General features: G+C 65.3%; 15 protein-coding genes and 1 pseudogene. 3 read left to right on the top strand and 13 right to left on the bottom strand.

Features of this window, described 5'->3' with window-relative positions; all coding sequences use genetic code 11:
* Nucleotides 1–7: 7 nt before the first annotated feature.
* The 12 genes from AO684_RS04040 to AO684_RS03990 all read right to left on the bottom strand — a co-directional run bounded on the left by AO684_RS04040 (nt 8) and on the right by AO684_RS03990 (nt 9,765).
* Complete coding sequence (locus tag AO684_RS04040; RefSeq protein WP_054301468.1) at nt 8–775, bottom strand: TIGR02186 family protein; 768 nt, start codon at nt 773–775, stop codon at nt 8–10.
* Complete coding sequence (locus tag AO684_RS04035) at nt 772–1,695, bottom strand: sulfite exporter TauE/SafE family protein (RefSeq protein ID WP_054301467.1); 924 nt, start codon at nt 1,693–1,695, stop codon at nt 772–774. Before AO684_RS04035 ends, AO684_RS04040 begins: the two co-directional genes overlap by 4 nt.
* 149 nt (nt 1,696–1,844) lie before the next feature.
* The gene (locus tag AO684_RS04030) at nt 1,845–2,813 is read right to left on the bottom strand and encodes an ABC transporter permease (RefSeq protein ID WP_152968342.1); all 969 of its coding nucleotides are present in this window, start codon (nt 2,811–2,813) and stop codon (nt 1,845–1,847) included.
* Nucleotides 2,810–3,904, bottom strand: a complete 1,095-nt coding sequence (locus AO684_RS04025) for an ABC transporter permease (protein WP_054301466.1) — start codon at nt 3,902–3,904, stop codon at nt 2,810–2,812. The genes AO684_RS04030 and AO684_RS04025 overlap by 4 nt, the downstream gene beginning before the upstream one ends.
* Nucleotide 3,905: 1 nt before the next feature.
* The gene (locus AO684_RS04020) at nt 3,906–5,474 is read right to left on the bottom strand and encodes an ABC transporter ATP-binding protein (protein ID WP_054301465.1); all 1,569 of its coding nucleotides are present in this window, start codon (nt 5,472–5,474) and stop codon (nt 3,906–3,908) included.
* Between the two features lie 5 nt (nt 5,475–5,479).
* Nucleotides 5,480–6,475 carry a BMP family protein gene (locus tag AO684_RS04015; protein ID WP_054301464.1) on the bottom strand — a complete coding sequence of 332 codons (996 nt, stop codon included), beginning with the start codon at nt 6,473–6,475 and terminating at the stop codon, nt 5,480–5,482.
* A gap of 160 nt (nt 6,476–6,635) precedes the next feature.
* A complete protein-coding gene (locus tag AO684_RS04010) occupies nt 6,636–7,070 on the bottom strand; it encodes a GNAT family N-acetyltransferase (protein ID WP_054301463.1) in 435 nt (144 codons plus the stop codon).
* Complete coding sequence (tsaB, locus tag AO684_RS04005; protein ID WP_054301462.1) at nt 7,067–7,675, bottom strand: tRNA (adenosine(37)-N6)-threonylcarbamoyltransferase complex dimerization subunit type 1 TsaB; 609 nt, start codon at nt 7,673–7,675, stop codon at nt 7,067–7,069. The genes AO684_RS04010 and tsaB overlap by 4 nt, the downstream gene beginning before the upstream one ends.
* Nucleotides 7,665–8,228 carry a NifU family protein gene (locus AO684_RS04000; RefSeq protein WP_054301461.1) on the bottom strand — a complete coding sequence of 188 codons (564 nt, stop codon included), beginning with the start codon at nt 8,226–8,228 and terminating at the stop codon, nt 7,665–7,667. The genes tsaB and AO684_RS04000 overlap by 11 nt, the downstream gene beginning before the upstream one ends.
* A gap of 85 nt (nt 8,229–8,313) precedes the next feature.
* A complete protein-coding gene (locus AO684_RS21980; protein WP_158640707.1) occupies nt 8,314–8,484 on the bottom strand; it encodes a hypothetical protein in 171 nt (56 codons plus the stop codon).
* A 109-nt stretch (nt 8,485–8,593) separates the two neighbouring features.
* A complete protein-coding gene (locus tag AO684_RS03995) occupies nt 8,594–9,082 on the bottom strand; it encodes a DUF2867 domain-containing protein (RefSeq protein ID WP_054301460.1) in 489 nt (162 codons plus the stop codon).
* Nucleotides 9,079–9,765, bottom strand: coding sequence for an aspartate/glutamate racemase family protein (locus AO684_RS03990; RefSeq protein WP_054301459.1), 687 nt, complete (start codon nt 9,763–9,765; stop codon nt 9,079–9,081). The genes AO684_RS03995 and AO684_RS03990 overlap by 4 nt, the downstream gene beginning before the upstream one ends.
* Before the next feature lie 100 nt (nt 9,766–9,865).
* Between AO684_RS03990 and AO684_RS03985 the strand changes: the two genes are divergently transcribed.
* Both AO684_RS03985 and AO684_RS03980 read left to right on the top strand, forming a co-directional pair.
* The gene (locus tag AO684_RS03985) at nt 9,866–10,975 is read left to right on the top strand and encodes a hypothetical protein (protein WP_152968341.1); all 1,110 of its coding nucleotides are present in this window, start codon (nt 9,866–9,868) and stop codon (nt 10,973–10,975) included.
* A 123-nt stretch (nt 10,976–11,098) separates the two neighbouring features.
* Nucleotides 11,099–11,590, top strand: a complete 492-nt coding sequence (locus AO684_RS03980; protein WP_054301457.1) for a VOC family protein — start codon at nt 11,099–11,101, stop codon at nt 11,588–11,590.
* A gap of 3 nt (nt 11,591–11,593) precedes the next feature.
* Here AO684_RS03980 and AO684_RS03975 read toward each other — a convergent pair whose 3' ends face one another.
* Nucleotides 11,594–12,487 (bottom strand): DMT family transporter, encoded by an 894-nt coding sequence (locus AO684_RS03975; RefSeq protein WP_054301456.1) that lies wholly within the window; start codon nt 12,485–12,487, stop codon nt 11,594–11,596.
* Nucleotides 12,488–12,589: 102 nt separating this feature from the next.
* On the opposite strand from AO684_RS03975, the pseudogene AO684_RS03970 reads away from it, so the two are divergent.
* Nucleotides 12,590–13,093, top strand: a pseudogene (locus AO684_RS03970) (AraC family transcriptional regulator); the annotation flags it as partial.

The raw sequence follows: 13,093 nt of genomic DNA, 5'->3' as shown, positions 1-13,093 counted from the left end.
CGGATCATCAGGGCCGGAACCGGGCGAACAGGGCCGAGGCAGCCCAGCCCGCAAGTGCGGCGATCAGCAGCGAGGCCAGACCATAAAGCAGGGGCCAGTCATGGGCGCTTTGATACATGAAGCGTTCCAGCCCGGCCTTGCGCACCCAGATCCGCCGCTTGATCGTGTCGATCACCCGGCCCTCGCGGGTCAGGAAGATGCGGACCGTGTAATCCCCCTCGACCAGCGCGGCGGGCAGGCCGACATCGGTGCGGAACAGGGTCTGTTCGGTCAGTTGCACGCCGCCTTCGCGCAGCGAATACTTGCCCTCTTCGGTGCGGATACGTTGCAGCGCATTGACGAAAGCGGGGGATTCATCGGCATCCGAGGCAATCCCGACCGACCGGATGGCGCGGGGGATGGTGATGCGATGACGCAGATCGTCGGTTTCCGACAGGACACGCGACAGCGGGCCGGAGGTGACGACGGCATAGAAGCTGGGCGCACGGTCGATCTCCACCGCTGCATTGTTCTGCCAGATACCCCAGATCCGGTCCTTGCGCCGCACGGAAACCGGGCCTTCCGGTCCCTCGACCGTGACGATCACCTGTACGGTGCCCCCTTTCGGTGGCGGGGCTTCGCGCTTGACCGCGCCATAGATCAGGATTTCTGCCCCGGCATAATCGGCGGTGATCGACACGGATGACTGGCTCAGCCCCGCGACGATCTCTTCGCCGGGATCATTGGCAAGGGCAGGCGAGGCCGCCAGCAGGAGGGCGAGGATCAGCCGCTTCATGGCAGCCGCCCCGGTGTGATGGAATAGAACTCTTCCGGCGTCAGCAGCAGGTCCAGCCCGACGCGGAAGCAGACGGCCAGCACCAGAAGCGCCAGCAGAATGCGCATCTGATCGGCCCGCAGCTTCACCCCCACCCGCGCACCGATCTGCGCGCCGATCACGCCGCCGCCGATCAGCGTCAGCGCCAGAAGGATATCGACGGTCTGGCTCGACACCGCATGCATGACGGTGGTGAAGGCCGTGACGAAGATGATCTGAAACAGCGACGTTCCGATCACCACCTTGGTGGGCATCCCCAGCAGGTAGATCATGGCGGGCACCATGATGAAGCCGCCACCCACGCCCATCACCGCTGACAGGAAGCCCACAATGGCGCCCACACCCAGCGGGGGCAGCACGCTGATGTAAAGCCCCGAGGCGCGGAACTTCATCTTCAGCGGCAGCCGGTGCACCCAGGTATGGACATGCGCCCGGCGCACCTCGACCTTGCCGGCCTTTCGTGCGCGCAGAATGGCGCGCAGGCTTTCCTGAAACATCATCAGCCCGACGAGGCCCAGAAACAGCACATAGGACAGCTGCACGAACAGATCGACCTGCCCGGCGGCGCTGAGCAGCGAGAAGACCCAGATGCCCAAGGCCGAGCCGATGAAACCGCCAACCAGCAGCACTGTGCCCATGCGGAAATCCACCGCCTTGCGCTTCAATTGTGCAAGAACGCCGGAGATCGACGAGGCCACCACCTGATTGGCGCCGGTGGCAACAGCCACGGCGGGTGGAATGCCGATGAAGAACAGAAGCGGAGTGATCAGGAAGCCGCCGCCGACCCCGAACAACCCTGACAGAAAGCCGACGATCGCACCGATCCCGATCAGCGCGAAAGCGTTGACAGAGACCTCGGCGATAGGGAGGAACAGCGTCATGGGCGGGTCCACACAGCGGGGGGTCTTGAGGACACGGGCAGGCCCGTCCCCAAGACTTGCGTTCTTCCGCCTGCGTTGTCAAACGCTTGTCCGGCGCAATGGTTGCACCGGACCGTCGCACGTTGCATCCCTGCCGCGCTGCGGCGCGATCAGCGCTCTTTTACATAGGGCTCGCCGCCCGCGCGGGGCGGAACAGCCTTGCCGATGAAGCCCGCCAGAATGACCACGGTCAGAATGTAAGGCAGCGCCTGGGTGAATTGCACCGGGATCATCACGAAGCCGAGGTCGATGCTCTGATAACGGATCGACACCGCCTCCAGCAGACCGAACAGCATACAGGCCGCCAGCGCATACCACGGTCGCCATTTGGCGAAGATCAGCGCGGCCAGAGCGATGAACCCCTTGCCCGCCGTCATCTCGCGTCCGAAGCCTGCTGCCAGCGCGGTGGACAGATAGGCGCCTGCCAGACCGCAAAGAATGCCGGTAATCGCCACCGCTGCATAACGGATGCCGGTGACCGACACGCCCGCCGTATCTACCGCCGCCGGGTTTTCGCCGACCGCACGCAGCCGCAGCCCAAAGCGGGTGCGATAGAGCAGCCAGGCCGAAGCCGGAACCAGCGCGATGGCGACATAGACGAGGATCGAATGGCCCGAGATCAGTTCTGAATATATCGGTCCCAGCACCGGCACGGGGGCGATGCTGCCCGCAAAGGGCAGGCTGATCGGCTCGAACCGCGCCGCACCTTCCAGCGAGGGTGTACGCCCGCCCAGCCCGAACCACTTCTGTCCCAGCAGCACAGTCAGGCCAGAGGCAAGGAAGTTGATCGCCACCCCGGAAATCAGCTGGTTCCCCCGGAAGGTGATCGAGGCCAGACCATGAAGCCCCGCCAGCATCAGCGAGGCAAAGATGCCCGCCAGCAGCCCCAGCCAGACCGAACCCGTTGCGGCAGCCGCCGCCGCCGAGGCGAAGGCCGCAATCAGCATCTTGCCTTCCAGCCCGATGTCGAACACGCCGGAGCGTTCGGAATAAAGCCCCGCCAAACAGGCCAGAAGCAAGGGCGTGGCCAGCCGGACGGTGGAATCGAGAATCTGGATGATTGTTGCGAAATCCATCATTGCCCCCCACGGCCCGAGGCGAGGAACAGCCGCTTCAACGGCGCCCGCACCATATCGTCCAACGCGCCGGTGAACAGGATGACCAGCGCCTGAATGACGGTAATCAGCTCGCGCGGGATCTTGGTCCACAGCGCCAGTTCTGCGCCGCCCTGATAGAGAAAGCCGAACAACAGGGCTGCGAAGAACACACCGACAGGATGGCTGCGCCCCATCAGCGCCACCGCGATGCCGATGAAACCCGCGCCCTCGACGCTGTTCAGCAGCAACCGGTTCGCCTCGCCCTGCACGGTGTTCACCGCCATCAGACCAGACAGTGCGCCGGAAATGAGCATGGCATACATGGTGATACGCACGGGCGAGATGCCGGCATAGATCGCGGCCTTTTCCGATTTGCCGAAAGACCGGATTTCATAGCCCAGCCGCGTGCGCCAGATGATTGTCCAGACCGCCACGCAGGCGATCAGCGCGACGAACAGGCTCACATTGGCGGGGGTGCCCTTGGCGAAGGGAATGCCAAACCAGCCCAGCATCTGATGCAGATCCGGCAGATTGGTTTCTGCCGGAAAACGGGCCGATGCCGGGTCCATCTGGCCGCGCGGCCGCATAACATTGACCAGCAGATAGTTCAGCAGCGCCGCCGCGATGAAGTTGAACATGATCGTGGTGATCACGATATGGCTGCCGCGTTTCGCCTGCAGCCAGGCGGGCGCCGCCGCCCAGGCCGCGCCAAAGGCCGCCGACAGCACGACCGAGGCCAGGAGCGCAAGGCTCCAGTGTGGCCAGGGCAGCATCAGACAGGCGACGGCCACGCCAAGACCGCCCAGCGTCGCCTGTCCTTCGCCTCCGATGTTGAACAATCCGGCATGGAAGGCGATGGCCACTGCCAGCCCGGTGAAGATGAAGTTGGTGGCGTAATAAAGCGTATAGCCCCAGCCATAGGTCGACCCCAGCGCCCCGGTAACCATGATCTTCAGCGCCTCGACCGGATCCTCGCCGATGGCAAGGATCACGAGACCCGAAATCACGAAGGCAATGATCAGGCTTAACAGCGGCACCAGCACCGCGTCGGCCCATTTCGGCATCCGGCCCATGTTACGCGGCCTCCCCGCTGACACCGGCCATCAACAGGCCCAGTTCCCGTTCGTTCGTCTGGTCAGGCAGGCGCTCGCCCATGATCCGGCCATCGAACATCACTGCGATCCGGTCGGCGAGCGACATGATCTCGTCCAGCTCGACCGAGACCAGCAGCACCGCCTTGCCCGCATCTCGCAGGGCGACGATCTGCTTGTGAATGAACTCGATCGCGCCGATGTCCACGCCACGCGTCGGCTGACCCACCAGCAGCAGGTCGGGGTTGCGCTCGATCTCGCGCGCGACGACGATCTTCTGCTGGTTGCCGCCCGAGAAATTCTTGGCGGCCAGCGTCGGGATCGGCGGGCGCACGTCGAAGGTCGCCATCTTTTTCTCGCAATCGGCGCGGATGGCATCATTGTCCATCAACAGTGCCGATTTCTGATATTCCGGCGCATGGTGATAGCCGAAGGCCACATTCTCCCATGCGGTGAAATCCATGATCAGGCCCAGAACCTGCCGGTCCTCGGGCACATGGGCGATGCCATCGGCGCGGCGGCTTTGCCCATCGGAATGGCGGCCGGTCAGATCCAGCTCGCGTCCGTTCAGCCGGATGGTGCCGGTGCCGCGCGCGATGCCACCCAGCACCTCCAGCAGTTCCGACTGACCGTTGCCGGCGACGCCCGCGATGCCCAGAATCTCGCCCGCGCGGATGGTCAGGTTTATGCCTTTCAGCCGTTCGACCCCCTGCGTATCGCGCACGCGCAGGTTTTCGACCTCCAGCACCGTCTTGCCGGGGGTGGCGGGGGCCTTTTCCACCTGCAACAGCACCTTGCGGCCCACCATCAGTTCGGCCAGTTCCTCGGGGCTGGTTTCAGATGTGCGCACCGTCGCCACCATGGTGCCGCGCCGCATGACGCTGACGGTATCGGTGGTTTCCATGATCTCGCGCAGCTTGTGGGTGATCAGGATGATGGTCTTGCCCTGATCGCGCAGGCCCTTGAGGATGCGGAACAGGTGATCCGCTTCGGCGGGTGTCAGCACCCCGGTCGGTTCATCCAGAATGAGGATGTCGGCCTGCCGATACAAGGCCTTGAGGATTTCGACGCGCTGCTGGTGGCCCACGCTCAGATCCTCGATCAGCGCGTCGGGGTCCACGTCCAGCTCGTATTCGCGGGCCAGATCAGCCAGCACCTTGCGGGCCCTGGCCAGCGATCTGGCAAGAATCCCACCCTCTTCGGCGCCGAGGATCACATTCTCCAGAACCGTGAAATTCTGCACCAGCTTGAAATGCTGGAACACCATCCCGATCCCGGCGCGGATGGCGCTCTGGCTGTCTGGGATGGGGGTGACCTTGCCGTCAATGACGATCTCGCCTGCATCAGCCTTGTAGAAACCGTACAGGATCGACATCAGCGTCGATTTCCCGGCGCCGTTCTCGCCGATGATGCCGTGGATCGAGCCCTTGGCGACCTGGATTGAAATATCCTTGTTGGCCTGAACCGGCCCGAACGCTTTCGAGATGCCCCGCAGCTCGATTGCGAAGGGGGCGGCAGATGACTGCCGCCCCGAAATGTCTGCGCCGCCCATGCGGATCAGAAATTGGCCGCCGGACAGGTGTCGTCCGACATGTAGTCATGCACGACCAGTTCGCCCGATTTGATCTTCTCGGCAGCGGCATCCACAGCGGCTTTCATCTCGTCGGTGACGAGGGGCGCGTTGTTTTCATCCAGCGCATAGCCCACGCCGTCTTCCTTCAGGCCCAGCACGTTGATGCCCGGCTTGAGGTCGGTGCCTTCCTTGAACGCCTCGTAGACCGCGACATCGACGCGCTTCAGCATCGAGGTCAGCACCTTGCCCGGATGCAGGTGGTTCTGATTGCTGTCGACGCCGATGGACAGGATGCCTTCATCAGCCGCAGCCTGAAGCACGCCGATGCCGGTGCCGCCGGCCGCCGCATAGATCACGTCGGCCCCCTGCGATTTCTGCGCCTTGGCAAGCTCGGCGCCCTTCACCGGGTCGTTCCACGCAGCGGGGGTGGTGCCGGTCATGTTGAGGATGACGGTCGCATTCGGGTTCGCCGCCTTGGCGCCCTGCGCGTAGCCACAGCCGAATTTGCGGATCAGCGGGATATCCATGCCGCCGATGAAGCCGACGGTGCCGGTTTTCGAGGCCAGTGCGGCCATCATGCCAACCAGATACGACCCCTCATGTTCCGAGAAGACCACCGATTTCACGTTCGGCTGTTCGACCACCATGTCGATGATGGCAAATTTGGTGTCGGGGAAATCCGGGGCGACGGTGTTCAGCACATCGCCGAAGGCGAAGCCGGTCATCACCACCGGGTTGGCGCCGGATTCGGCAAGGCGACGCAGTGCCTGTTCACGCTGGGCTTCCGACTGCATTTCAAGTTCCTTGTAGGAACCGCCGGTTTCCTTGGCCCATTTCTCGGCCCCGTTGAACGCGGCCTCGTTGAAGGATTTGTCGAATTTGCCGCCCAGATCGAAGATGATCGCCGGATCGGCTGCCGCCACTGCCGATGACAGCGCCAGCGTTGCCGCCGCGCCCAGCAGGGTTTTCATCAGGGTCATGGAATACTCCCGGTTGTCGTTACACTGACTTGCCCCCTGCACCCGGTCGCCGGGCAGATCGGGGATCTGTGGCGAGCATTGTAGGGCGGCTATGCCGGGATCGGTCAAGATGGAATCGCGGGAAGCGGCTGCCGGATTTGATCCTCCGGTCAAAATGCCTTCATTTGCTGCTTTCCGCGGCGGGCGACAGCGGGTGTGACAACACCAGCGCGTCGATGCGCTGGCCGTCTGACGTTGCGTAATATCCGTGCCGAAGACCGGCCTGCGCGAATCCATGCCGGAGATAAAGCGCCAGAGCCGCAGCATTTTTGGCCGAAACTTCCAGAAAGGCCGTTTCCGCGCCGCGCGCGCGCGCTTCGTCTAGAAAGGCACGAACCAGATACGAGGCGATGCCCTGTCGACGCGCTTCCGGCGCCACGGCAAGGGTCAGCAGTTCTGCCTCGCCGGCCACCGCGCGGCCCAGCAGAAAACCCTGCTCGGTCGTCAGAACGAAACACAGCGGGTCTTCTGTCAGCGCAGCCATATCCCGCGCCGACCAGGGCGCGGGTGTGGTGAAACACCGCGCGTGCAGATTGGCCATGGCCTCGGGGGTCATGGCAGGATGACCGGGGCTGGGTCAGAGGGCGTGGCAGCATCGGCGCCGCGCAGATAGAAAGGGGCAGGGCGCGCGTCAGGGCTGCGACTGGCGGCGATATGCGCAATCGCCTCGGCCAGCGGAAGCGCCGGGGGCAGCGCATCGGGCAGGGCGCTTCCGGTGACATGCGGGGCGTCAGGCAGCGCGCTGGCAGACATCAGCCGTGCAGTCTCCAGCCCCGGCAGGCCGAAACCCTGCACATAGGCCTCGCCTCGCCGGGCGTCCTCGGCCACCAGCAGCGGGCGGGGCAGGCCATGGGCCAGCGCCTCAAGCCGGGTGACGCCGATAGCCGGAATCCCCAAGCCCAGCGCCAACCCGCGCGCCGCCGCCACGCTGATCCGCACGCCGGTGAAATTGCCGGGGCCAGTGCCCACGCCCAGCCGCGTCAGATCGCCCCAGCCGATACCCCCCTCTGCCAGCAACTCTTCCAGCAGCGGCATCAGACGCTCCGCCTGACCCTTTTCCATCGGTTCCAGCCGGTTCAGCACGCGACCATCTGGCAAAAGCAAAGCGGCCGCGCAATGCGCGGCCGATGTGTCGAAGGCCAGAACCGTTTCAGGCGGCAACGGGGCGCACCTCGGTGACCTCGGGGATGTAGTGGCGCAGCAGGTTCTCGATGCCCATTTTCAGCGTCAGGGTCGAAGACGGGCAGCCCGCGCAGGCGCCCTGCATGTGCAGATACACCACGCCGCGATCAAAGCCATGGAAGGTGATATCGCCGCCATCCTGTGCCACCGCCGGACGCACGCGGGTATCCAGCAGTTCCTTGATCTGGCGCACGATGTCATCGTCTTCCGCCGCATGATTGCTGGCATGGCCACCACTTGTGGCCTCGCCCTGCATCACCGGCGCGCCGGATTGGTAATGCTCCATGATCGCGCCCAGGATCGCGGGCTTGATATGATCCCACAGGCTCGTTTCGGCCTTGGTGACAGTGACGAAATCCGATCCGAAGAACACCCCCGTCACGCCCGGAACCGTGAAGATCCGGCTGGCCAGCGGGCTTTTCGAGGCGGCCTCGGCGCTGGGAAAATCGGCGGTGCCGACATCGAGCACGGCGCGGCCGGGCAGGAATTTCAGCGTCGCGGGGTTCGGGGTCGATTCGGTCTGGATGAACATGGGATATCTCCGACGGTATTCATCGGATATGCGCCCGGGGCGGCTTCAAGTCAAGTTTGGAACGGTTCTAAATTTTGGCAGAGGCTCATTCGTCGGTGTAATAAGCGTACATCTGCTCCAGCGCGGTCATCGGTCGCAACGGGCGCGTATCGGCCTGATGCGAGAAATAGACCAGCGCGTCTTCGGGGTGATCGGTGGCAGGCTGCGGCGCGGGATTGACCGCGACAGCGGGCGATTTGCGGAGGCGCATGAACATGGCGGAACCTTATCCTTAGTGTCCGTCCTCCCTGATCCCAATATATGCTGCATTGCGGCAAAATGCGAGTCTTGATGCTGCAATTGCGAAGTTCCGTTGCGGCAGGACGTCAGGTCAGGCTGCGGCGGAGCCGGTTGAGCATGAGCCGGACAATCAGCCTGTGCGCCGGGCCGACGGGCAGCATGTAGGCCCGGCCGAACAGATTATGCGTCACGACAGAGGCGGTGACCGTGACTTGCGGACCGTTGCAATCGGTGGAGATCATCACATCCAGATGGCGGTCGCGGGCGGTCAGCACAAGCTGGTCCGGGCTGATAGCCTCGACGGTGAAGAAATCCAGCCGGTCGCCGGGCCGGGGCTGGCCCGCAGGGCGCCCACTGAACCCGCCGATCCGTTCTACCCCGAAGCGGGCGGAAATCGCGTCGCGGATGCGGAAGGCCAGCGCCATGCCCGGCAGCGGTGCGGCCATCATGCGGTTCCAGACCTCAAGCGGACCAATCGTGAGGGGCAGGGTGACGCTTTGGCTGGCGAAATAGGCCAGTTGATCGCGCGCCGCGACGAGGGCAGGAACAACCGGGGCAGGAACAGCCGGGGTCACAGCGCGGCCTCCACTGCGGCGGCACAGTGAATTGCCACTGTGTCGAACACCGGCAAGGGGCTGTTGGACCCGGACAGCAGCATCCCGACCTCGGTACAGCCAAGGATCAGGCTGTCCGCGCCATCAGCCTTCAGCCGGGCGGCTATTGCCTCGAAAATGCGGCGCGAAGCGTCCGTTACCCGGTCCTGACACAACTCTTCATAGATAATCCGATGGAGGGTGGCGCGGTCCCCGGCCCCGGGGATCAGCGGATCCAGCCCGGCAGCGCGCAGGCGGCCGGTGTAGAAATCCTGTTCCATCGTGAAGGCCGTTGCCATCAGGCCGGGCCGCATCAGCCCTGCGGACCGAAGCGCCTGTGCCGTGGCATCGGCGATATGCAGAAGCGGAATGCCGACGCCCCGCATCATCTCGTCCGCCAGTTTGTGCATCGTATTGGTGGCCAGCAGCAGGATCTGCGCCCCGCCTGCCTCCAATGCCCGCGCTTCGGTGTTCAGCAACCGGCCCAGGGTGGCCCAGTCGCCCGCCGCCTGCGCATCCGCAACGGGCGCGAAATCCAGACTGCGGATCAGAAGCTGCGGGGAATGCAGCCCGCCCAGCCGCGCGCGGGTCAGGTCGCAAAGCTGGCGGTAATAGGTCTGGGTCGATGCGGCGGACATGCCCCCCAGAATGCCAATGGTTTTCATGTCTGCCTCCGGTTGCAGGGCAAACCTGCCGCAGGGCAGGGCGATGCACAAGGTGGCGCGACGATTTGCCTTTTGCCGCACGCCGCCCCAGATTGCCCGCATGATGCGCCGCCAGCCCCGTTCTGTCACGCCGATCCGCCGTCTGATGCGACTGGCGCTGGCAGTGCTGTTGATCGCGTCGGTGGCGGGCAGCTTCCTCAGCCTGCGTGCGCTGGCGCGTGACCCTGCACTGCATCTGCTGGCTGAACGTGGCGCCGCCGAATACCGCGCCGCCGTTGATGCGGCTTTGGCCCTGCGGGCGACGGAGGGGCGGGTGGCGGGCCTGTTGTCGGGCTATCTGGCCGCCAGCCCGCGTGACTGGGTGGCGCTGCGCGCGGTCGAACGGGTGGCGGCCGAACGTGGCCTGCCGTTGCATCCCACCTTGGTGGCCCGGATCGAAGAGGCCTGGGCCGAGGATACCGCGCCGCTGCGACTGGCGGCCGATTGTGCCGCCTGTGCCTGGGACATGGGAAACTGTTCGCTGTCGCAGGGGCTGATCTGTAACGCGCCGGTCACGCTTTCGCCCGTGGGGGACATGTTGGGCCTTGCCCGGCAATCCGGCAACTGGTGGGCAGGGGCCGAGGTGGACCGGCTGGATCTGACGCTTTCAGCGGTGGGGCTGGGGGTAACGGCCATCACCATCGCCTCGGTCGGCACCTCCTCCGGGGCAAGCGTTCCGATAAAGGCGGGCGCCTCGGGACTAAGGCTGGCCAGGGGGATGCGGCTGCTGAACCCGCGTCTCACCGCGCGGCTTGTCCGCATCGCCGACGAGGCGGTGGACCCTGCCGCCCTGCGTGCCGCGCGCAGCCTTGATGACCTGGGTGCCGCGATCCGCCCGGCCGCGCGGGCCGAGATCACCGGCCTCGCGACGGGCATGGTGCGGATGCAGGGGGCCACCGATACCACCACGGCCCTGCGTCTTATGCCGCATGTCGACACGGCCGCCGATGCGGCGCGGCTGGCTCGCGGTGCCGAGGCGCTGGGTCCGCGCACGCTTGGCGCGGTGGAGGTGCTGGGCAAGACCCGGTTCCTGCGGCTGGGGCTGCGGATCAGCAAGACCGGGCTTCTGCTGGGGGCAAGCCTTGCGGGCCTGACTGCCGCGTTGGCGGGTCTTGCCGGGCATCTGGGCCAGAGCCTCGCGCTGCGCATCCTGCGCCGGGCAGCGCGCTAGGCGCTTTGCGTTGCGATGGTATCGTATCGGTGCAGGCACAGTTCTGCACAGACCCTGTGCCCGCCTGCGCCTTATCGCAGGGACCGTCCGGCCTTACCTTGGGGCAAAGCACAGGAGTTTCCGATGACCACCCCGCATATCGCACCGCCCGACACCCGCATCGGCCATGTTCACCTGAAGGTATCCGACCTCGACCGGGCGCTGGCCTTCTATTCCGACATCCTCGGCTTCCCGCTGACCCAACGCTATGGCCGCGATGCGGCCTTTCTGGGGGCGGGCGGCTATCACCATCATATAGGCCTGAATACCTGGGAATCGAAAGGCGGGCAGCCGCCCGCGCCGGGCACGACCGGGCTTTACCATACGGCCTTCCTCTACCCCGACCGCAAGGCGCTGGCCAATGTGCTCAAGCGCGTGGTCGAGGCCGGTATCCAGCTGGATGGCGCTGCCGATCACGGGGTCAGCGAGGCGATTTATCTGCGCGATCCCGATGGCAACGGGGTAGAGTTGTACCGCGACCGGGATCAGGCCGACTGGCCGCGCGATGCGTCGGGCAATCTGGCCATGTCCAACGCGCGTCTGGACCTGCGCAAGCTGCTGTCCGAGGCGGATTGAGCCTCAGGCAGGTTGCGCGCTGGCGCGGCGGGCGGGAGCGAACATCACCGCATTCCCCCCCAGCGTCAGCGCCAGCCCCGCCACGGCCAGCGGTGTCCAGACAAAGCCTTCCCACACCGCCGAGGCCATCAGCGCGATCACCGGGAACAGCACGGTCGCATAGGCCGCGCGCCCGGTGCCGATACGCGCCACCAGCATCAGGTAGGTGGTGAAGCCGACGATGGAGCCGATGATGGACAGATAGGCCAGCGCCGCCAGATAGCGCGGCTCGTCCGGCACCACCATCGGCGTCCCGCTGAAGACCATCGCCGCCAGCAGCATCAGCGCACCATAGCCCATGCCCCAGGCATTTGCGGTCAGAGGCGGGATGCCCGCCGCCGAATTCCGGCGCGATACCATGTTGCCCAGCGAAAAGCTCAGCGTGCCGCCCGCCGCCAGAGCCAGCCCCTTCAGCGTATCCACATCGACGGCATGACCCCAGAGATCGGGCGCGAACAGCAGCGCCAGCCCCGCCGCCCCCAGCGCCGTCGCCAGCAGGGCGCGCGGGCGGATACGGTCGCCAAAGATCAGCCGCGCATTCACTGCATTGAAGATCGTCGCCAGCGAGAAGACAACGGATACAAGGCCCGAGGGGATGAACCGGGTCGCATTGTAGAAGCACAGGAAGTTGACCGAGAACAAAAACACCCCTTGCAGCAGGATGAAGCGATGCGCACGCAGGGGCACCGGCGTCAGCCGCCGGAACAGCGCCAGCACGGGCAGCATCAGCAGGGCTGCCAGCGCGAAGCGGTAAAACACCGAGGTCAGCACCGGGACGGGGCCGATCTGGAAGGCAATGGCGATCCAGGTGGTTCCCCAGATCAGGACGGTGGCGGCGAAGAGGGCGATGTTTGTCATGCCGCCTTCCTGCCACGGCGCGGCTGGTCACGCTTGCACGATCTTGCTGTTTTCACGGCGGCGCCTGTTCCGGCCATCGGGCCGGGCTGCTAGTCTGGCAGCATGACAACGCTCGCCGCCTCTGTGTTCCAACGTCTCAGCCGCTCCAACGCGCGGCTGCTGGCTGCGCGCGATCTTGGTGCGGGCTTCGGGCTGGCGGCATGGGAAAATGCGCAGGATCGGGTACGCTATGAAGAAACACGCCATCACGTCCTGAGCCTTTATACCGAGGATGGCACCAAAAGCCGCCGGGTGGACCGGCAGGCTGCCGCCGGGCACCCCGGCGCGCTGTCGCTGATGCCGCAGGGCGCAAGCTCGGAATGGCAGATCGACGGACGCTTTCGCTTCGTGCATCTTTATATCCCTGATGCGGAGCTGCGCGCCTTCGCGGCCGAAACGCTGGACCGCCCACCCGCCGCCGTGGCGCTGCCCGAGGTCACTTTTGCGGATGACCCGGTTCTGGCGGGGTTGCTGGGGAAACTGGCCGGGGCAGAAGGCGCGCTGGCCAGCCGAGGGATCCAGGTCGAGCTTCTGCACCACCTGCTGACGGCGCCGGGCTGGGGGCAG

It is taken from the genome of Gemmobacter sp. LW-1 (assembly GCF_001303875.1).
In the GTDB taxonomy this organism is placed as follows: Bacteria; Pseudomonadota; Alphaproteobacteria; order Rhodobacterales; family Rhodobacteraceae; genus Gemmobacter; species Gemmobacter caeni.
The sequence above is the reverse complement of the archived record's forward strand: the minus strand, read 5'-3'. Positions and strand labels throughout refer to the sequence as shown.